General features: G+C 26.4%; 17 protein-coding genes, 1 tRNA gene and 1 pseudogene. 8 read left to right on the top strand and 11 right to left on the bottom strand.

Annotation, left to right across the window (positions count from 1 at the left end; genetic code table 11):
• Positions 1-95: 95 nt before the first annotated feature.
• The 5 genes from Q0J69_RS03055 (at position 96) to Q0J69_RS03035 (ending at position 5,213) form a co-directional block, all read left to right on the top strand.
• Positions 96-1,481, top strand: coding sequence for an MATE family efflux transporter (locus Q0J69_RS03055; RefSeq protein WP_297204220.1), 1,386 nt, complete (start codon positions 96-98; stop codon positions 1,479-1,481).
• A 91-nt stretch (positions 1,482-1,572) separates the two neighbouring features.
• Positions 1,573-1,645: transfer RNA gene (locus Q0J69_RS03050), tRNA-Val, on the top strand.
• Between the two features lie 165 nt (positions 1,646-1,810).
• Complete coding sequence (locus Q0J69_RS03045) at positions 1,811-2,911, top strand: M15 family metallopeptidase (protein ID WP_297204217.1); 1,101 nt, start codon at positions 1,811-1,813, stop codon at positions 2,909-2,911.
• A gap of 17 nt (positions 2,912-2,928) precedes the next feature.
• Entirely contained in the window at positions 2,929-4,611 is a 1,683-nt protein-coding gene (locus Q0J69_RS03040; RefSeq protein WP_297204216.1) for a 6-hydroxymethylpterin diphosphokinase MptE-like protein, read from the top strand.
• Between the two features lie 62 nt (positions 4,612-4,673).
• Positions 4,674-5,213, top strand: coding sequence for a hypothetical protein (locus Q0J69_RS03035; protein WP_297204215.1), 540 nt, complete (start codon positions 4,674-4,676; stop codon positions 5,211-5,213).
• Between the two features lie 54 nt (positions 5,214-5,267).
• Here Q0J69_RS03035 and Q0J69_RS03030 read toward each other — a convergent pair whose 3' ends face one another.
• Positions 5,268-5,897 carry a lactate utilization protein gene (locus Q0J69_RS03030; RefSeq protein WP_297204214.1) on the bottom strand — a complete coding sequence of 210 codons (630 nt, stop codon included), beginning with the start codon at positions 5,895-5,897 and terminating at the stop codon, positions 5,268-5,270.
• Between the two features lie 98 nt (positions 5,898-5,995).
• Positions 5,996-7,102, bottom strand: a complete 1,107-nt coding sequence (locus tag Q0J69_RS03025; RefSeq protein WP_297204213.1) for an aspartate-semialdehyde dehydrogenase — start codon at positions 7,100-7,102, stop codon at positions 5,996-5,998.
• A 154-nt stretch (positions 7,103-7,256) separates the two neighbouring features.
• Between Q0J69_RS03025 and lspA the strand changes: the two genes are divergently transcribed.
• From lspA to Q0J69_RS03010, 3 genes are all read left to right on the top strand, one after another.
• A complete protein-coding gene (gene lspA / locus Q0J69_RS03020) occupies positions 7,257-7,820 on the top strand; it encodes a signal peptidase II (RefSeq protein ID WP_297204212.1) in 564 nt (187 codons plus the stop codon).
• 3 nt (positions 7,821-7,823) lie between these two features.
• Positions 7,824-8,744, top strand: a complete 921-nt coding sequence (locus tag Q0J69_RS03015) for an RluA family pseudouridine synthase (protein WP_297204211.1) — start codon at positions 7,824-7,826, stop codon at positions 8,742-8,744.
• Positions 8,745-8,833: 89 nt separating this feature from the next.
• Positions 8,834-9,424 carry a leucine-rich repeat domain-containing protein gene (locus Q0J69_RS03010; protein WP_297204210.1) on the top strand — a complete coding sequence of 197 codons (591 nt, stop codon included), beginning with the start codon at positions 8,834-8,836 and terminating at the stop codon, positions 9,422-9,424.
• Between the two features lie 5 nt (positions 9,425-9,429).
• Here Q0J69_RS03010 and Q0J69_RS03005 read toward each other — a convergent pair whose 3' ends face one another.
• From Q0J69_RS03005 to Q0J69_RS02965, 9 genes and pseudogenes are all read right to left on the bottom strand, one after another.
• Positions 9,430-10,464 carry a pseudouridine synthase gene (locus Q0J69_RS03005; protein WP_297204209.1) on the bottom strand — a complete coding sequence of 345 codons (1,035 nt, stop codon included), beginning with the start codon at positions 10,462-10,464 and terminating at the stop codon, positions 9,430-9,432.
• A 710-nt stretch (positions 10,465-11,174) separates the two neighbouring features.
• Positions 11,175-11,951, bottom strand: coding sequence for a tetratricopeptide repeat protein (locus Q0J69_RS03000; RefSeq protein ID WP_297204208.1), 777 nt, complete (start codon positions 11,949-11,951; stop codon positions 11,175-11,177).
• A 364-nt stretch (positions 11,952-12,315) separates the two neighbouring features.
• Positions 12,316-12,962: pseudogene (locus Q0J69_RS02995) on the bottom strand (DNA alkylation repair protein).
• A 17-nt stretch (positions 12,963-12,979) separates the two neighbouring features.
• Complete coding sequence (locus Q0J69_RS02990) at positions 12,980-13,984, bottom strand: Ldh family oxidoreductase (protein ID WP_297204207.1); 1,005 nt, start codon at positions 13,982-13,984, stop codon at positions 12,980-12,982.
• 157 nt (positions 13,985-14,141) lie between these two features.
• A complete protein-coding gene (locus Q0J69_RS02985; RefSeq protein WP_297204206.1) occupies positions 14,142-15,353 on the bottom strand; it encodes a PepSY-like domain-containing protein in 1,212 nt (403 codons plus the stop codon).
• Between the two features lie 77 nt (positions 15,354-15,430).
• The gene (locus Q0J69_RS02980; protein WP_297204203.1) at positions 15,431-15,679 is read right to left on the bottom strand and encodes a PepSY-like domain-containing protein; all 249 of its coding nucleotides are present in this window, start codon (positions 15,677-15,679) and stop codon (positions 15,431-15,433) included.
• Positions 15,680-15,702: 23 nt separating this feature from the next.
• Positions 15,703-15,954, bottom strand: coding sequence for a PepSY-like domain-containing protein (locus Q0J69_RS02975; RefSeq protein ID WP_297204201.1), 252 nt, complete (start codon positions 15,952-15,954; stop codon positions 15,703-15,705).
• Positions 15,955-16,001: 47 nt separating this feature from the next.
• A complete protein-coding gene (locus tag Q0J69_RS02970) occupies positions 16,002-16,559 on the bottom strand; it encodes a PepSY-like domain-containing protein (protein ID WP_297204199.1) in 558 nt (185 codons plus the stop codon).
• A gap of 366 nt (positions 16,560-16,925) precedes the next feature.
• Positions 16,926-20,252: a DUF4132 domain-containing protein gene (locus Q0J69_RS02965; protein WP_297204197.1), complete on the bottom strand. Its 3,327-nt coding sequence runs from the start codon at positions 20,250-20,252 to the stop codon at positions 16,926-16,928.
• Positions 20,253-20,387: the final 135 nt, after the last annotated feature.

Genomic DNA, 20,387 nt, shown 5'->3' with positions numbered 1-20,387 from the left:
AAATTAAAAATTTCTTCTTATATCTTGCTTGATAAATTTCAATATATAGTATACTATATATTTTGATAATCAAAAAATTAGGAGGTACTAACAATATGACAGATCAAAAAATAGAATTGTTTGAAAACTATCCCGTGTCAAAAGCTCTAATTACGCTAGCACTTCCAACTATACTAGGAATGTTAGTAAATGTTTTTTATAATATGGTAGATACTTTTTTTGTAGGACAAACTGGAGACCCCAATCAGGTAGCTGCAGTATCACTTTGTATGCCTATATATCTGCTTCTTATGGCTTTCGGTAATATTTTTGGTATAGGTGGAGGTTCTTATATATCAAGAAAATTAGGAATAAAAGATTATGACAGCGTAAAAAAAATATCTTCTTTTTCATTTTATGCAAGCATAATAGTTGGTTTTGTATCTATGGCGATATATATAATATTTATGAAAGATATATTAAAAATATCAGGGGCAAGCCCTAATACTTATCAATTTTCTAAAGATTATCTTATGATAGTAGCATTTGGTGCTCCTTTTGTAGTAAATCAAATGGCTATGGGACAGATTGTACGTGCTGAAGGCTCTTCAAAAGAGGCTATGATAGGTATGATGATAGGTACTGTAGTTAATATAGTATTAGACCCTATTATGATACTTTATATGAATATGGGAGTTGCTGGTGCCGCTCTTGCTACAATAATAGGTAATGCATGCTCTACTTTTTATTATATTTATCATATTGTAAGAAAGAAATCTTTTCTATCAATACATGTTAAAGATTTTTCTTTGCATCAAGATATACTTATCAATGTATTTTCTATAGGAATACCTGTTTCTATAAACAATATACTTATGAGTGCTTCAAATGTTCTTATTAATAATTTTGCAGCTGCATACAGCGACAATGTTGTAGCAGGTCTTGGTGTGGCACAAAGGATATTCACTCTTGTTATACTTGTATTCATAGGGCTTTCTCAGGGTCTTCAGCCTTTTGTAGGGTATAACTTTGCCGCTAAAAACTATAAAAGAATGAACTCTGCTATAAAATTATCTTGTGTTATAAGTGTCATAATAGGATTTTTACTTTTAGGATTATCATTAATATTCGGAAGATGGTCTGTAAGTGTATTTATTAATAATGAAGAGGTTATAGATTACGGATTTAAATTTTTAATAGCAAGTTATGCAATAGCTCCTATTATAGGATTTCAATTTGTATTTATGTCTACATTCCAAGCATTAGGAAAATCTATACCTTCTTTGGTGCTTTCATTAAGCAGACAGGGCATAGCATTTGTTCCAACTATATTGATAGGAACAAAACTCTTTGGAATTAATGGAATAATATGGTCGCAGCCTATAGCTGATATTGTCAGTGTAGCATTAGCAACTGTTATGTATATCTATATATATAGAAAAATGAAGAAAAAAGCTATGGAAGAAGAAAATAATAATACAGAACCTGCTTATGCTAATTGATTATAAATAAAAATAGCATGCCATTTTTATTTAATTAAATACTTGACATTTTTATTATAGCATGTTAATATATTTACACATTTCAATGAAAGGGCGATTAGCTCAGCTGGGAGAGCGGGTGCCTTACAAGCACTAGGTCGGCGGTTCGAGCCCGTCATCGCCCAATCTTTTATATATCCCGTTACTATCATTAATATTAATAAATATTACTATTTAAGTATTAATATTTTTTAACGATAATTAATAATTTAATTGAATTAAATTATAATATATGTTATTATTATGTTAACTTGATTTAACAAAAATTAGAGAGACTTTAAATATAATTTATGGAAATTTTACAATATGTATTATTAATAGCAGTTATACTAGTTATAATGGCACTTATAAGTTTTATTTTAAAAGCAAGTTCAGGATTCAAGTACAAACTTATAATTATAATATTAATAAGTATAGTAGTATCTTCAATAACAGCTGTAGGTGTTATATATATGAATAATACCGTAAGCATACTTCCTAATATAGCACTCGATATAGAGCAGAAAAAAATAGAAGAAGAAAAAAAGAGAATAAGACGAGATATGATAATAAGACCAGGTGCCATAGAAACTATATCTCTGCATTTGGCTTATTCAAATAGAATATCTCCGCCTATGATAAAAAATAGAGAATTAGGATTCTATTTAGACGGAATATGGTTTAATTGGGCTAATGGAAAATTACTTACAGATGAGGATATGACAAATCAGGATAGGTATATACCATTTGGTTTTTATCCATATCCAGTAAATGGTATGCCCGAACTCCAAGAAGAAACTCCTGAAAGAACAAAGGAACTTGAAGATTATTATAAAAAAAGAGTTAATAATAGAAAATATATAAACAATAAATTTTTAGATACATTATATGACGGAACAACAGAAAGAAGCATGATTAAACATATAAATACAGTAAGTATTTTGGGATATAAAGTAAGGGTGCATGATTATGTTTATGAACCGCTTTCAAATGTAAGTATGGAAGTAAAACTTATCGCACAAACAAATAAAGAAGTTGATGAGTTTTTAGATTCTTTAAAAATCGTAAGCGGATACGTTTGGAAAATAATATCAAAAAGTTCAAGCAGAAGCTATCATAGCTATGGTGTGGCATTTGATACTTTGCCTAAAAAGAATTATGGAAAACAAATATACTGGGTTTGGACAAGAGTTAATAATAAGGCTTGGTATGCTGTACCTTATGATAAAAGATGGCATCCTCCTAAAGAGGTTGTAAAAGTATTTGAGAAATATGGTTTTATATGGGGCGGAAAATGGCATAATTATGATACCATACATTTTGAATACAGACCTGAATTAATTATATATAATAAATTAAAAGATGATGAAGATTCCATATATGAACTTATAGAAAAGTATGGCATATTCTGATATAGCCAGAGCCTAAGATGAATAATAATATATTTAATAATAATTTAAAAGAGCTTCAAAAAAATAAATATAATTTTAGAGCTGTAAATAAGTTAAAAGATTATAAAAGTAATAATGAAAAATATAAAATTAAATTAACAAAGAATAATTTAATAAGCATATTATTCAATAACAAGCCATTAACATCAACTTATGCTCCAATTGAAGAAGCTAAAAAATTAATAGAACAATTTATAAAAGACAATAATACGCATATAGGAATATTTTTATCCATTGCTTCTTTTTATCATATAGAATATTTCTTATCCCTTAATAAAAATAATAAAGCTATAATAATAGAAAAAGATATCGAAATTGTAAAACTCATTTTAGAAAATATAGAATCAAAATATTTATGCAATGTAATTATTATCCTAAACGAAGATATAGAAACTACACTGGCATTTTTTAACTTTTACATGAATGATACAGACACAAAAAAAATAGTATATATAAGACATGTAAGAGCTTCAACTATAGATAAAGAAACTTCAGATTATTATGACAGAATTAATATATATTTAGCAAACAGCATAAAAGAAAAATTAATGTCGCTGACATCAAATTATTATTTTGCTCCTATATGGTCAAGAAATATATTATATAACATGCATTTCAATTCTGGGTATTCTATAAAAACATATCATAATATATTAAAAAAAGAAGTGCCTCTATTATTGATTTCAGCAGGTGCCTCTATAGATAATCATATAGAAGAGATAAAAGAATTATCAAAAAATCATTTTACTATTGTGCTGTCCCATGCTTTCAATACACTGATTAATAATAATATAAAACCTGATGCTGTAGTTTCAACAGATGGAGGATTTTATTCATCAATACATATAATGAATCTAATTAAAAAGCAAAATAGAGATATAAAAATATTTACAACGCATAGTGCCTACCCTTTTCCTTTAACTGATATTGAAGATGAAAGAATATTCTATTTCTCGCATGATGAGAGTTTAGAAAAAATTTTATATAATATAGATGACAGTGATGATAATAATAATATTTACTTCTGTATGGAAGGAAGTGTTATAATGCCTGCATTAAGAATAGCTTATATGCTTAATCCTAAATACATACTTCTTGCAGGGTGCGACTTTTGTCATATAGATGATAAAAGCCATTCATTATATTCTAATGCCATAGCACTAGATTTAATTAACAGCAATAAATTAAAAACTTTTGAAACTCTTAAATACAAACGTCTTAATGATAATCAGAAGCAGGAATGTTATGATAATGTTTTTAGAAGCACATCTTCTTCTTTAATGAGCTACAAAAACCATTTTGAATCATTAGTACAGGAAATTATTAATACAGTAGAAATATTTACCTTAACAAAAGAGTCCGCAAAAATAAATAATGTTAAAATATACAATTTTGATTATAAAGTATATGATAAAAATAATATAAAAATAGAAAATTACATAAAAGAAAATGTTAATAAAAATGAACTTATAAAAAAAATAGAGAATTTCATTGATAATGTTAAAAAAGGAAGCATAAATAATATTGAAGAAATAAAAGAATTAGGAAATATGATTTCACCATGGCATATAGATGAAATGGAGAAGTCAAGAATGGAATATTCGGATTTTAGAAAATACATTCTAAATTGGCATAATGATATAAAAAAATTATTATATTAATACTTTGACAAAAATAAACGAAAATTATACAATATAGTATATAATTATGAGGTTTATAAAGAATGAAAAAATTATCATTTATATTAATAACATTATTTATATTTAGTATACAATTATTTCCTGCAGCAGTAACTACATATTACAATAAATGGAAAGTAAGAAGTATAACTTATGATAATACTACCACAAAGACAGTTACAATGTCTTTTGATATTGATAAAATGCTTGAGCTTTATATAGCTTCAAGAAATAATCAGCTTAATATAACTTTGACATGGTATAAAGAAACTATAGATGAAAATGATCCTATAGTACAATATAAATTTGATGATTCTCAGTATTATTCTGTAGAGCCTATAATGAGATCAGCAAAAGATAGTTTTGATATTCTATATACTATTTCTCCAGCATTCGGATTAGTTCAGGAAAAAGAAACAATAGATTTCTTCAAAAAATTAGTAAAAAGTACAAATATGTCAATAAGACCTAATAATTACGGAGAGGAATATAATATTGATTTAACAGGATTAAAAGAAGCTTTAGAAAGCACAGATTTTACTGGAACTTTATTTGAAAAATATAAAAACAGCATATTAGAATAAAAAATTAAATTGCTGCAAAAAGTTTACAAATACTTTTGCAGCAATATTTAATTTTTAGAATCCTAATTCCTCATCTATAAATATAATATGTATTCTTTCTTTTATATGGCATTTATTAATTATAATTGTATAAGAACATAATCTTTTATCTATATCACAATTATTATTACAAATCATATCATTTACGCAGCATGGATTATCAGCCTTAAATCTTATAGAATTTTCAGCAGCAGCAATATTTTTGGCTCTTTTCAAAGCATCTTTTTCACTATTGCAAACCTTATTTCTTCCTACAACCAAAAATACTTTTTTAGGTCCGTAAATCATAGCAGCTACCCTATTACCAGTTCCGTCTATAGCTATAACATCACCATTTTTTGTTAAAGCATTGGCAGAACATAAATAAACATCACTGCTGAAAGACTTTAATTCAGCTTCTGCTTTTATATCTTTATTGTTTCTGTCAATAAAATTTTTATAGCTTTTTAATTCCTCAAGTATTCCCATCTGATTAACGGATGTGCTTCCGCCGAAAGTTATCACATCATCTTTTTTTATAAGAGATATAATAAACTTTTTAGCTTCTTCTTTATTAGGAAAACTATCAAATGCAAAGCCCTTACTATTGAATTTTTCTTTTAATATTTTTGATAAATTGGCAAAATATTCTTCTTGAACTGTCATAATAAAATCCTTCATTTATTAAAAATTAAACCATATCACAAGTTATACAAAAAAGGAGTCTTAAAGACTCCTTTTGATATTATATAAAAAATTAATAATTATTTTTTTGTAGATTTTTTAGCACAAGGTTTTCTTGTTGTTTTTTTAGCAGCAGTTGTTTTTTTAGTATCTTTTACTGCTTTTGAATCTTTATTTTCTAATTCCTTTAATACTAGCTCTGCTATCTGAACAGCATTTGTAGCAGCACCTTTTCTAATTTGATCTCCTGCACACCAGAATGTTAAAGAGTTTTTAGCACTTATATCATCTCTAAGTCTTCCTACAAATACTAAATCCTGATCTGAAGTATCAAGAGGCATAGGATATTTTTCTTTAAGAGGATTATCAACTACTTTAACTCCTGCAGCTTTTTCTAATAATTCCCTTGCTTTTTTAGCAGATATTTTCTTTTGTGTTTCTACTGTTATAGATTCGCTATGACTTCTTTCAACAGGAACTCTTACGCAAGTACAGCTTATAGCTATTTTAGGATCATGAAGCATTTTTCTTGTTTCATTAGTCATTTTTAATTCTTCTTTAGTATACCAATTTTTTTCATCGAAAGAATCTATACGCGGTATCAAATTGTATGCTATTTGATATGGGAATGTTTTTATAGTAGGTTTTTTACCTTGACTAAGCTCTTTAATTTGTTCTTTCAATTCATCCATACCAGCCTTACCAGCACCTGATACTGCCTGATATGTAGAAGCTATAACACGTGTGATTTTACCATATTTATGCAATGGTGCTAATACAACCAAAGCTATTATTGTAGAACAGTTTGGATTAGCTATAATTCCTTTTTTTCTATTAGCAATATCTTCAGGGTTTACTTCAGGAACAACTAGAGGAACATCTTTATCCATTCTAAAAGCACTGCTGTTATCTATAACTATACTTCCTGCTGCAGCTGCTAATGGAGAATATTTTTTACTTTCATCTGCTCCAACAGCAACCAATGTAATATCCATGTCTTTAAAAGAATCTTTAGAAACTTTTTCAATAGTATAACTCTCTCCCTTGAAAGAAACTTTTTGACCTGCTGAACTGTTTCCCAATAATTTTAATTTTTCAATAGGAAAATTTTTTTCTTCTAATACCTTAAGCATCTCTTGACCAACGGCGCCTGAAGCACCTAATAAACATAAATTGATTTTTTTCATAATAGTTACCATTTACTTTTAGATTTTTATTTTTTTTATTATATAACAATTAAATATTAAAAGCAACAATTTTATAAATTATGCTTGTAATTTTTATTAATATAAATTATGATTTTAAATTAAATAAAAACTTAAAAATAGAGAATAATTAAATATGGTAAAAATGAACATAATAATAGAAGAAGTAAAAAAGAAAAAAATATATTTTATAGCAGCTTTATTAATATTTATAGCTGATACTGTTTCAAAATATTTTATAGATAAATATTTGCAGGAAACTGTGATTAAAAGAGTTATAGGAGATGTATTGATATTTATATATACAAGAAATTACGGCGTGTCATTTGGAATTCTTAATAATGTACCTGAAGCCATAAGGCATATAATACCTGAATTATTAAAAGTTATAGTATTTGCTGCAATGATCATAGTTTTCTTTATTATGATATCTATAAATGTAAAAAATCAAAAGCTGTCTATGATAGGATTTACTATGGTTCTTGGAGGAGCTATGGGAAATTTGGTTGATAGAATTATGAGAGGATATGTAACAGATTTCATAAGTATGGGATTCAATGAAACTATCAGATTTCCTTATAATTATAATATAGCCGATGCATCTATAACAATAGGTATATGTATAATAGCAATAGGCGTATTTATATTCAAAGAAGATTTTGACAAAAAGAAAAAAACTGTTTCAGAAAATAATAATTAAAATATGAACGATGAAATTAATAAACAATCATTTATCATTACAGAAGAAGATGCTGGAAAGAGATTAGATATATTTATAAGTGAAAAAATAAATATTACAAGAAGCCAAGTAAAAAATTATCTCTCTTCTATAATGGTGAATGATTCAGAAAAAAAATTATCATACTCATTAAAACATAATGATAAAATTATAATTAATTTAAATGATATAGATGATGAAGAAACAGATATAGAATCTCCAATGCCAGAAAACATTGATTTAGATATAATCTATGAAGATAAATATTTGCTTGTAATAAATAAGCCTGCTAATATGAGCGTACATTGTTCATCATCAGAAATGAATGGTACTTTAGTTAATGGGCTTCTTTATCATGTAAAAGATTTTGATTTTATTGGAAACAAAAGCAGAGCTGGAATTATACATAGACTCGATAAAGATACTTCGGGGATTATGATTGTAGGGAAAAATGCTGACATAGTTGCAAAAATGCAGGAGCAATTTAAAGAGCGGACAATAAAAAAGATATATCATGCTGCTGTAATATCAGTGTTAAAAGATAATTTTCTTGAAATAAATTTGCCTATAGGAAGGCATCCTGTTTATAGAAAAAAAATGACTGTTAGAGAAGATGGAAAAGATGCTTTAACATATATAAATGTTCTAAAAAGATTTAAAAATCATACTCTAATAGAAATAAATTTAAAAACTGGAAGAACCCATCAAATAAGAGTGCATTCCTCATATAAAGGCTTTCCTGTTGCTGGTGATAAAATATATTCAAAAAGCTATAATAAATATAAGGGATTAATGCTTATAGCTAAAGAAATAGAGTTTAAACATCCTATTACACAGGAAATAATGAAATTTGAAATAGATTATCCTGAATATTTCAAAGAATTTCTATATTCTGATTATATATAATAAAAGAAAATATTTTTAAAATTATGTATTTATACGTCATTTTTTGTCATAATTATAACTTAATATATTTATATTAAAGGTGTTTTATTATGAGTTTTAATGATATAGATTTTAAAAGAATAATTGATTGGGCAATTAAAAATGATGCTTATAACATAGCTGATATGACTAAAGAAGATATTATAAATGCAAAAGAAATTAATTTAAGTAATTTGGATATAGAAAGTATTCCAAAAGAATTTTTTAAGCTTACTAATATAGAAAGCATGTATTTGTCTTTGAATAATATTGAAAAAATACCTAAAGAAATAGAAAATCTTAAAAATTTAAAAAATATTGATATTTCTGCTAACAGGATAAAAACTCTTCCTATTGAATTTTATAATTTAATTAATCTTGAATATTTAAATATATCAGAAAATTATTTAAAAAAAATAGATAAGCATATATACAAACTCATTAAATTAAAAGAACTTTATATAAGCGGATGCAATATTACTTATTTATCTAAAGAGATATTTTGTCTGTACAATCTTGAGTTTATGGATATATCATATAATAAAATAAAAAGTATAGACAAAGAAATACAAAAACTAAAAAAGCTGGAAGAAATAATAATAAACAATAATAAAATAGAAGCAGTACCAAAAGAGATTAAGGCAAAGATTATAAGCAGTTAATAATATTATCTTTTTTTATTAGTCTTTTTTATATTTTTCTTGTTTGATTGAGCTTTATTCTTTTTTGCTATTTTATCAAATGTTTTTTCTGCTGAAGATTTGCCTTTATATGTTTTTAATTTTGTGGTTAATCTTTTCTTTTTAGGTTTAGCTTTAGCCCATTTCGATTTATCATGTTTTTTTACTGGCTTATCTTCTGATATTTCATTTTCTATACTAATTTCTTCTTCTGTAATACTATCGTCATATTTATAAGCATCAGCAAATATATTCTCTATATCCTTTAATTTCTTATCTTTCTGTTTGAAGAAAAATTCTATTTCTTCTTCTGTAAGATCTCTAATATGTCCTGCCTCTAATGTACCTGATATTTCATTATATTTACTCACGCATCCTACAGATATTCTCTCCAAATCAATAACCTTGTATCCAAGATAATCAAAGATTTTTCTAATCTCTCTGTTTTTTCCTTCATTTATAGTAAGACGTATTTTACTTTGTATTCTTCCTTTAGAGAGTATTTTAAATTTAAAAGGAGAATAAGTTACATTTTTTATAGTAATACCTTTGCTTGCTTCCAATAACTTCTCAGAATCTATTTTTCCATTAACTGTAACATCATAAACTTTTAATATTTCATAGGACGGATGCGTAATAATATTAGCAAACTCTCCGTCATTAGTTATTATCATTATTCCTCTTGATTCAGAGTCAAGCCTTCCTGCATAGAATAAACGCTCTTTAATACCCTTAAAAAACTCTGTTATTATTCTTCTGCCTGGCAAATATTTTGTAGTGCTTACTACTCCTATAGGCTTATATAATGCCATGTATCTTTTAGTTTGTCTGTTTATTAAATTCTTATCAATAGAAACACTGTCTTCTTCTTTTACTCTGTAGGCAGGGTCTAATATAACCTGATTATTAACTCTAACTCTGCCTGACATTATAGCTTTTTCGCAGTTTCTTCTGCTTGCAAAACCAGATTCTAGTATAACCTTTACAAGTCTTACAGCCTCTTCATTCTCTTTCTTTTTCATTATTTATATATTAACTCCGTAATTTTATAGCTGTTATAATATACTAAAAAATCTATATTATGTCAAAAGTTTATTAATTATTTTTTATATTTATATTTTCTTATCATTTCTTCTATCTAAACAATCTAAACAATACATTCATTATATTTATTCGTATCGTACTTTTTTATCTCAAAAATAAATATCAATATTTTTTAATAAATCAAATTAATAAAACATAATTATATAATCTTTATTATCAGTAATATTGACTTCTTTATTTTAAATATATTTTATAATTAATTACACTCTTTTTTAAATCGCACGCAGATTAGAATTATAAATATATATTAATTAATAATCAAATTTTAACAGTAAGAAAATTATTGATCCAACGTGCGTTAATAGAAACTGTAAATTTAATTTCAGCTTGGGTGGGTATGCTTTTAATAATTAAACTTTAAATATTAAAAAAGTTATAATTTTAAATAAAAATAAAAAATTTTAAAGGGCGGGGTATGTAATTAAGTTTTAAAATTTATTTTGAATCCCACCCTTTATGCTTACTATTTTTATTTGTAATTATAATCTTTCATTTCTTTTTTATTTTATCTGTTATTTTTACTACCCACCCAAGATTTTTTTAAATTTATAATGCATTCACCGCACGCAGAGAAAAACTAAAAAGATAAATTTATTCGACATTCTAATTTTATTTACCGTGCGTAAAGTCATTTCAAACCATATTTATTTTGAATATTTTTTATATTATTTTTAGCTATGTTATTATTAGAATCTAATTCCAAAGCCTTTTTATAATCTTTTAATGCATCTTTATACTGTCCTAAATTTTCTTTAGATACTCCTCTGTTATTATAAACATCGCTATAACTAGGGTTTAACTCTATAGATTTATCAAAATCTTTAATAGCTTCTTTATATTGTCCTAAACTTCCTTTAGCAAGTCCCCTGTTATTATAAGCATTACTATCATTAGTGTCTAACTCTATTGCTTTATCATAGTCTTTTATAGCTTCTTCATACAGTCCTAAATTTTTTTTAGCAATTCCTCTGTTATTATAAGCATCACTATCATTAGTGTCTAACTCTATTGCTTTGTTATAGTCTTTTATAGCTTCTTCATACAGTCCTAAATTTTTTTTAGCAATTCCTCTGTTATTATAAGCATCACTATCATTAGTGTCTAACTCTATTGCTTTATCATAGTCTTTTATAGCTTCTTTATACTGTCCTAGATTATATTTAGCAATTCCTCTATTATTATAAGCATCACTATTATTAGTGTCTAACTCTATTGATTTGTCATAGTCTTTTATAGCTTCTTTATACTGTCCTAAATTTTCCTTAGATACTCCTCTGTTATAATAAGCATTACTATAATTAGGGTCTAACTCTATTGCTTTATCAAAAGATTCTATAGCTTCTTTGTATTTTCTCTCTTTATGATAATTAATACCTTCTTTATAATATTTTTCTGACGATGACATATTTTACCTCAAATAATTTTTTATTATAAAAATAATATATTTCGTTTTTTAGTATTTTTCAAGTTAATATTATTAAAAATCCTACCCTCTATGCTTATTATTTTTATTTGAAATTATGACTTTTTATTTCTTTGATGTTTAAAAGAAATTGTTAACGCCCACCCAAGATTTTTTTAAATTTGTAGCGTATTCACCGCACGCAGAGTAAAGCTAAATATATAGATTTATTTGCAATTCAAATCTTATTATATTGTTAATTTTGTTTACCGTGCGTTAAATAATTTTTAAATCTAATCAAAACTTGGTCAGGTACTGAAATTTATAATTATGAGTTTTAAAGTGATAAACGAGCAACAATAATAAATTAAATATACTTGCTTGCTTCTTTGATGCTTAGATTAGCCATATTATCTTTATGTCTTTCTATAAAATCTCTCACCCAGTCTGAATTAGTTTTGCTGTAATCTCTTAATGACCAGCCTATTGCCTTATTTATAAAAAATTCTTTGCTGTCTAAATTATTTAGCATGATTTTTTCTAATAATTCTATATTGGTTTTTTCTTTTCTTAAAAGCTGATGATTTATAGCTATTCTCCTAAGCCAAATATTATCAGATAAAGACCATTCTAAAAGTATGTCATTAACAGTTTCGCTATATCACCGATAATTCTATCTAAAAAATCTATAGTATCCCACCAAGATTTTGTGAGTGCATATTCTTTTAATTTTTCTATATGTGTTTTATTTAAATATTTATTTTTTAAAATAAGATAATCTATTGCAGCATACTGAAATTCTCTGTATTTATTATTATAGCATTTGTCGGTAAAACTAAAATCAATATATTCTTTTTCATCTTTTGGAATTGTTTTAAATACTTTTTTCTCAGCTTCCTTTCTCTCTTTTGAATGAATACCCAAAAACTCAAAATTATTCTTCATATACTTAGCTTCTTTATCATTTTTTAGAATATAAAATTCTTTTGAAATGCTTTTGTATAGATCAATCATTTAATTATCACTAAAGTTTATTTATCAAAAATATAATTATAAATATGCTCAGGTAAAGGTATTCCTTCTTTTAAATAATTATAAGAACAAGCCTCTTTTCTTTCACCTGGTACTGATATAGTTTCCCCATCTTTTAAAGCAGGCTCTTTTCTTATATCATCAATAAATGACTGAACCGTATTTAAATATGTATCTAAATCATTATAAACAGCAGGGTCTACAACAAGCATGAATGTAGAAAGATTCCTTTTTTTGTCCATATCTCCGTACATCTTGACTAAATTATTGCAGTAAGCCTGACCTATTAAAAGCCCAGTAAAAGCTTCAACCATAGTCATTATTAAATATCCTTTAACCCCACCGAAAGGCACAACATATTTTATCTCATGCGGATTAGAACTAGGATTACCGTTTTCATCAACACCCCAATGCATAGGCACTGTTTCATTATTCTCTCGTGCTGTGAATATGCGTCCCAATGATACCTCGCTTGTAGCCATATCACCAAGTATAAAATCTTTTTTGGCAGGAAATCCGTAGCTTATAGGATTAGTACCGAAGAAAGACCTTTTTCCTCCAAAAGGTATAACGCATGGATCTGTATTAACCATTATAAGAGAAACTTTATTCTGATCTATTGCCATTTTATTATAGTATCCTAAAGCCCCAGCATGACTATTATTCTTTATTCCTATTAAAGCTATTCCTTGTTTTTCAACAGTTTCTAAAGCCCATTCCATAGCATACTGACTTGCCACATGTCCGAATCCTCCGTCAGCGTCCATTAATGCAAATGACGGTCTTTTTGTTTCTATATTAAATTCAGATTTTAAATTTATTCCGCCTTGTTTTATTCTATTTATGTAATGCTCTACTCTTATTACCCCATGAGAGTGTATACCCCTTATATCCGCATAAATAAGTACATCTGTTACAATACCAGCATGTTCATTTGGCACACCTGCTGATTTGAATTTATTATATACAGCACCCATTAATTCTTCTGCTTTAACTCTAATCATAATAGAAAACCTTTTAATATTTAATTAACATAAACAAAGTTTACATAATTATAAATATAATGTCAATAACTATTAATCATATTAAATAAAAAAAGACAAGAAGATTATTTAATTTCTTCTTGTCTATTAGAAAAATCGAGTTTCTTATATGATAAAATCAATCATCATACTCTCTGCCTAAAAAAGCACCAGAACCGCTTATATAAAGCTCCATTCTATTATTTAATTTTAATTCAAAACGTCCGTTATCTCTCTCAGCTTTATATATTACAGCATTAGGATAATATCTTTTGGCTGTTCTGTAAACTGCAGGAGGAAATGCGGATGCTGGTATTCCATTATAACTTTGAATTTCTTTCCAATATCCTGAAGGATGATATTCTATTTGAGTACCATCTGATAGAGATACTTTTATCTCATCCCAATCATCATATCCTACATAACTTACTTGTTTATTAGGGAAAGATTTTTTTATATTATTTTGAACCACTGCTGGAAGAGAACTAAGAGCATCATAATTATTTGCTGCATAATAATCTGTAGTATCAGCAGTATAAGTATTATTATTTGTTGCTGCAGGTGATGAAGTATTATAAGGATAACTGTAATAAGGGTCATTGTTATTATAATACGGATCATTGTTGTAATAAGGATCGTTATTATAATACGGATCATTATAATAAGGATTATTATTGTTGTTATTAGGTCCGTTTACCTGATTAGAGTTATTTAATAAATTAAGCTCTACAATATCTTTCATTATTCCTTTATAAGAATTATATGTATTTGTATTAGTGCTTGAATTATTATTAATTTTATTAGTATCTGATGCTGCCTGTACTACACTATTATTGCTTTGAACATCTGTATCGAAACCGCTTGCTACAAAAGAAGTATCAGGTACATTTGCATTAGCTGTAGCATCAGCATTAAATAAACTTACTTGATTATTATTCATCATACTGTTTATCATATTAAGGTCATCTTCTGCTGTATATGTTTCTACATTAGAAGAATCTGAAGTATTTTCATTATTCTGATTGCTTGGTGTAATACCTGCTATTGATTCTGTTTTTTCTGTAACATATTGTAATCCTTCTCCAAAAGGATCATAATATAAATCACCTTGGTTAGTTAATACTGTATCAAATGGTCTGTTTTCTCCGTATTCTCCTCCGAAAGGATCATAATAAACATTTTCTTCTACAGGCTTATGCTCCTCATTCAATGTTGTATCATTAGTATTAAGAAGTTTAGATGTGAGATTAGTAAAATTTGTGTATGCTGTAGAACTTTGATATTTAGCAACAACAATACTGCATACCAAAATAATTACAGATAGTACTAATAAAATTTTTGATTTATCCATAAATAACCCCTAAAAATTGCTATTATAAGGTAAAGCCTTAATTACTATTGCTTTACCTTATTAAAAGATAATGAAAATTAATCAAAATCCTGACCTAATAAATTACCAGCTTTATCAATGTACAATTCCATCATATTGCTCATTTTTACTTTATAAACATTATAATGCTCCATTTCTACTGCCCAAATCTGTGCCTGCGGATATGTTTGTCTAGCTCTTGATATTACTGCCTGAGGAACTTGATTCAAAGGTATGTACCAATCAGCAAATAAAGCTGAAGAACCTAAAACTATTAAAGCTACTAATAAACAAAGTATTCTTTTCATTTATAAACTCCTTTTAATTAATATTAATCGTCCCATTCCTGACCTAATAAATTACCAGCTTTATCAATGTACAATTCCATCATATTGCTCATTTTTACTTTATAAACATTATAATGCTCCATTTCTACTGCCCAAATCTGTGCCTGCGGATATGTTTGTCTAGCTCTTGCTACTACTGCCTGAGGCACTTGATTCAAAGGTATGTACCAATCAGCAAATAAAGCTGAAGAACCTAAAATCGTTAAAGCCACTAATAAACAAAGTATTCTTTTCATTATAAAATCCTCCTATTTTTTTATAATTAATTTTTTATTTTTTATAATTAGTCATCCCATTGCTGACCTAATAATTGTCCGTTGCTGTCTATATATAATTCCATCATATTATTTAATTTTACTTGGAATGTAGTAAATTGCTTTTCTATTTTTACTATAGCTGCATTCGGATAAGTTCTTTTTACTGTATTCATAACATTGGCAGGAAGTATAGTATTAGGCATATTTCCGTAACATTTTACTTCTTTCCAATCTCCGTTAGGGAAGAAATCTATTTGAGTTCCGTTTGCTAAATAAACTTCTATATCATCCCAATCTCTTTCTATGAAAGTTACTTCAATACCTGAAAAATGTTGTTTTATAAAGTTTTGGGCATTCTGAGGTATAGATGATAATTGTACCCCATAACCATATTGCGGACTTCCTCCTTGCTGAGGCTGCTGACCATAAGGATTTTGAGCTGGAGGCTGACTATAAGGGTCTTGATATCCGCCTCCTTGTCCTCCCTGCTGCTGATCATAATATCCGTTATATTGAGCAAATAATAAACCTGAGCATATTGATAAAACAAAAGCTATTGATATAAATCTTTTTATAGCTGTCATAATAATCTCCTTATATTAAATTCTTATTATTTGTAAAGATACCTCATATAGAGGTAAATTATCTTTACATTTATATTATAGTATATTATAAATTATATGTCAAATTTATTTACTCTTTTTTTACTCAAAATTTACAGATTTTTTATATTTTTTTACAATTTTTATATATTTCATTCTAATTTTTATAAATTTATCAAAATATATTTATATTAAGAAATATTCATATTTAAAAATAAAGTAAAAATGAATAAATGGATATCTACAGAAACAATAGACCTCTGTTTTTAACAAAAACAAACATATAAAAAATTGTAATATTAACCAAAAACACCTATTAAAAACTATAATAGGTGTTGAAATAATTTTTTACTTTATAAAATAAGATTTTACTGTTCCGTATATTGACGAAGTAAATCTCTTATTAATTTCTAAAGGATTTATATATTCTTCTTCATTGCAGCTGCCATTTTCATCTAGTCTGTGGAAAGCAATATTTTTAAATGTTACTTTTTCGCTAGCCTCTATTCCAAACCACATATATTCAAAACTTATACGGCATGCAATATTTAATATAGAATCTTTTAATTCATAATAAGTGTAGCTTCCTCCGTCTTCAATATCTCTGCTTCTTTCAAATGACATTTTATTTGCCATTGACATTATTTCGCCTGCTGTTATTTCGCTATCTTCAAAAGAAATGATTTTGTTGTTTTTTATATACTCTTCTTTCACTTCTTCAAATAATAAATCAAGCTGATTTATAGGCTGTGATATTTCATAATCGCTTAATTGAGTTTTCCATTTTGATAATTTTTCACTATCCAATTCTATAGGGTGAATCAATGTAATATTCTTTTTATTTTTAATAGCATCATCAAATATATATTCCTCTTCATCATAAGTATTGAAACTTCCGTCTTCCATATATCTGAAACTCTCTATTAAATTATTTTTTTCATCATAAACACCCCATATAAGTTTTAAAGCAAATATATTCATTATAGGGTTATCAACAAAAAGCTCGGTAAAAGTTTTATAAGACCATTTACGAGCGTTTAATAATACTTTATTTAATCTTGTTATTTGATTAGAACTTATCATTTTAATATTTTTCTTTATCAAAGTTAATTCTTTTTTAGCTGCATCCGCTTTTTCTTTATCATCTTTACTGTTTGGAGCAGGAAGCGATTTTAAAACTTTATCGTTTGAATCTGTTAATTCTATAGTGAAATCATTTTTTATTTGAAGTTTAAATACTCTGTCGGCTTCTCCTCCATAATGAAGTTCTCTTACCCCTTTTTTATCAAAATCCAAATCTGGAATTATTTTATCTATAAGTTCATCTTCTGAAATATCTAATGCTTTGGCAGTCTTTTTTAATGCATCTTTAGCAGCATTTTTAACCTGATTATTTTTAACTTTTACAGACATAGTATCAACTAAAACTAATGCAAATTTGCTTGCTTTTAATGCTATAGCATATACGGAATATGCTGCTAATGCTCCTCTTGCATTCAATGCCCATTCTTCAATCTGAGCCTTTAACTTTAAGAGTTTATCTTCAGTTTGAAAAAGACAATATGGAATAAGTATATTTTTTAATTTTGTATCTGCCTTATTATCAAGCCAATTTGAGTATATATCATCAAGTGCATTTCTAAGTGAATCAATATCAAAAAACTCTGCTATTTTGTTGCAGTCTTTTAATATTGAAGGCTCTTTTAAAGCAATATATTCCATAAACACATACTTAACTATATTTAAAGGAGCTTTAGTTTTTTTATTCTTTAACAAAATATTAGAGAGTATATTTTCGTCTATATCTTTTATTAGAGCTTCATGTCCTTCATTATAGTATTTATTTAAATATTCGTTTATTTCGTCAACGCTTTTAAATTGAAAATCATCATCAAACTTTTGTAAATCCCAATATTTAATTATTTCTTTATAAACTGTTCTTGATGCTTCTTTTCCTTCATTAGCTAATTTTTCTACTTCGCTTCTTACAATGGTTTCATTATTATTTATTACTGATACACAATGCTTTTTTATTTCTTTTGATTTTGCTGTGTCTAGAACTTTGAAAACAAAATCAAATTTATTATCAATTAAACTGCTTAAATTATCACTGAAAATACAATTAATAAATGATATAGTACCGCTAATATTTGCTGTTATAGAAGTGATAAATGATTTCTCTTCCATAATAGATTTTGTTTCTTCTACATTATTTTTTATAAGTGTAATAATATTATTTTTTGAATCTAATAATGATAAATAAATATCTTTTAATGGCACTTTTTTATCATTAACTAATTTTTCTTTAGCTTCTAAAATACCTCTATTATAGAATATTTCCTGAATAGAAATATAAATTGAAATTTTGCCGTATATTCCGTAATATTTTAATAATTTAGTAGTAATTTCTGATGCCTCATCATTGATACCATCAAGCGACATTATAGCCGATAAATAATGACTATGATTGCTATAAGGGTTTTCTTTTACATATTTAAAGCTTTTAGAAGTTATTTCATCGAAACTTTTAATAGGTTCTTTTATTTTTAAAAACTCTACGCACATTGTTTTGAGAGTTTCTACAATGGAATTAGTATCTATATTATATTTGTTATCATTTGCTGCAAGCATAATTGATGAAAGCATAACATAGTCAGTATATAATTGTTCCAATTTTGATTTTGCTATTATCTCATAAAGTCTATAAAATGTTTCTCTATCTTCATTATATAATTTTTTTACTTCTACTGTTAAATATGAAATAAAAAGCGTGTTGTTGTTAACGATTGTGTTTAACAAAATACATTCTTTAGTGAAATTGCATAGTTCTAAATATTCAGGTATAAGTTTTTGTGTATAGTAATAATAGCCTTTATCCTCTGAATATCCTTTAAATAATCTTTTATATAGTTTTATAGTTCTTGTCATATCTTTGTATATATTCACAAGAAAATAAATGATGTTATTATCTTTATTTAAAATATTCATTAATCTTTTATAAACTTCTTCATCTTTATCAGCTATAGTGAAAAGTAATGATATAGTTTCTTCATCATTAATTTTTAGAGAATCTATATAATTTAATAATTGTTTGATGAGGCTTTTATCATCATCTCTATTTATGAGGTATACAAAAATAGTTAATAATAAATGAGGCTCTTTATTCAACAATGCTTTATTATCATTTTTTACTTTTTCTAAGTATTGATTAAACTCTTTAGGAATACAGCCTTCTAATTCTAAAAACTTATTAAAATTATTGACTTGTATTTTTATATATTTAGATGCTTCATTATTAGCTAAAGTTGCTTTAGAATATATTGTATCATATATAGCCCTTTCAGCCGTATTATTATAACTTTCTATCAATGCTTTTTCTAAATCTTCACCAGTGCATAACCTTAAAATTATATAGGCATTTTTACCTTTGTATATATCTTTTATTACAGTTTCAGCGTATCTTGACAGAACTTTTTTATCTTCTTCTTTAGTATTTTCATCAAAATAAAACCTAAAAATGTCTTCAGAATCATAACCATAATAATTTCTTAAAGTGGGGCAGCTGTTTGACTTTCCATAAAAATAATCAAGAAATGCATTCTTATTATTTTCATATTGGAATATTCTTTCAAACTTATTTCTTATTTGTTCTTCATTACTGATATTATTCTCCATAGTTAGTACCTCATCTTTTAATAGTATTTTTATATAGTATAATTAATTTTTTTCATTATGTCAAATTTTTATTACTGTTGCTATGTTCGCGACGAAGTCCGCCTTTGGTGCCGCCTATAATTAGCAAATAAATAA

Origin of the sequence: uncultured Brachyspira sp. (genome assembly GCF_944388875.1) — a bacterium.
Taxonomy (GTDB): Bacteria; Spirochaetota; Brachyspiria; order Brachyspirales; family Brachyspiraceae; genus Brachyspira.
The sequence above is the reverse complement of the archived record's forward strand: the minus strand, read 5'-3'. Positions and strand labels throughout refer to the sequence as shown.

Coding starts and splice junctions, on each gene's coding strand:
- Q0J69_RS03055 (WP_297204220.1), top strand. CDS start 96: ATGACAGATCAAAAAATAGAATTGTTTGAAAACTATCCCGTGTCAAAA.
- Q0J69_RS03045 (WP_297204217.1), top strand. CDS start 1,811: ATGGAAATTTTACAATATGTATTATTAATAGCAGTTATACTAGTTATA.
- Q0J69_RS03040 (WP_297204216.1), top strand. CDS start 2,929: ATGAATAATAATATATTTAATAATAATTTAAAAGAGCTTCAAAAAAAT.
- Q0J69_RS03035 (WP_297204215.1), top strand. CDS start 4,674: ATGAAAAAATTATCATTTATATTAATAACATTATTTATATTTAGTATA.
- Q0J69_RS03030 (WP_297204214.1), bottom strand. CDS start 5,897: ATGACAGTTCAAGAAGAATATTTTGCCAATTTATCAAAAATATTAAAA.
- Q0J69_RS03025 (WP_297204213.1), bottom strand. CDS start 7,102: ATGAAAAAAATCAATTTATGTTTATTAGGTGCTTCAGGCGCCGTTGGT.
- lspA (WP_297204212.1), top strand. CDS start 7,257: ATGGTAAAAATGAACATAATAATAGAAGAAGTAAAAAAGAAAAAAATA.
- Q0J69_RS03015 (WP_297204211.1), top strand. CDS start 7,824: ATGAACGATGAAATTAATAAACAATCATTTATCATTACAGAAGAAGAT.
- Q0J69_RS03010 (WP_297204210.1), top strand. CDS start 8,834: ATGAGTTTTAATGATATAGATTTTAAAAGAATAATTGATTGGGCAATT.
- Q0J69_RS03005 (WP_297204209.1), bottom strand. CDS start 10,464: ATGAAAAAGAAAGAGAATGAAGAGGCTGTAAGACTTGTAAAGGTTATA.
- Q0J69_RS03000 (WP_297204208.1), bottom strand. CDS start 11,951: ATGTCATCGTCAGAAAAATATTATAAAGAAGGTATTAATTATCATAAA.
- Q0J69_RS02990 (WP_297204207.1), bottom strand. CDS start 13,984: ATGATTAGAGTTAAAGCAGAAGAATTAATGGGTGCTGTATATAATAAA.
- Q0J69_RS02985 (WP_297204206.1), bottom strand. CDS start 15,353: ATGGATAAATCAAAAATTTTATTAGTACTATCTGTAATTATTTTGGTA.
- Q0J69_RS02980 (WP_297204203.1), bottom strand. CDS start 15,679: ATGAAAAGAATACTTTGTTTATTAGTAGCTTTAATAGTTTTAGGTTCT.
- Q0J69_RS02975 (WP_297204201.1), bottom strand. CDS start 15,954: ATGAAAAGAATACTTTGTTTATTAGTGGCTTTAACGATTTTAGGTTCT.
- Q0J69_RS02970 (WP_297204199.1), bottom strand. CDS start 16,559: ATGACAGCTATAAAAAGATTTATATCAATAGCTTTTGTTTTATCAATA.
- Q0J69_RS02965 (WP_297204197.1), bottom strand. CDS start 20,252: ATGGAGAATAATATCAGTAATGAAGAACAAATAAGAAATAAGTTTGAA.